1 pseudogene is annotated in these 386 nt (G+C 65.5%); it reads left to right on the top strand.

The annotated features are described in order from the left end of the window. Positions 1-23 precede the first annotated feature (23 nt). Positions 24-386, top strand: a pseudogene (locus AB4118_RS34195) (TAXI family TRAP transporter solute-binding subunit); the annotation flags it as partial.

Raw genomic sequence — 386 nt, 5'->3', positions numbered from 1 at the left:
ATCTGCAGGCGCAGACGACACGGCTGGAGGCCGTGCGCGGGGCTGCGCCGCGGCGCGCGCCGACCTATGAGGCGGAAAAGGAGCGGATGAATGCCTGGACCGTCGGTCTCGCCGGCGGCCTGATCGAGGGGGCGCCGTTGCGCTTCGCGGCCGAGATGGCGCGCGTCGTCGATGACGGGCCGAACCTGCATGTCCTGCCGATCGTGACCAGGGGGCCCACCGAGAATCTGAATTCGCTGCTCTATCTGCGCGGGATCGACACCGCGATCATCAATTCCGACGCGCTGGACGAATACAGGAACCAGATGCCGCAGATCCGGCGGCAGATCACCTATGTGCTCAATCTCTTCCCCTCGGAGCTGCACATCTTTGTCCGGCCGGAGATT

The sequence above is a fragment of the Allobosea sp. 2RAB26 genome (assembly GCF_052115465.1).
Classification (GTDB): Bacteria; Pseudomonadota; Alphaproteobacteria; order Rhizobiales; family Beijerinckiaceae; genus Allobosea.
This window is presented reverse-complemented; position numbering and strand designations above follow the sequence as displayed.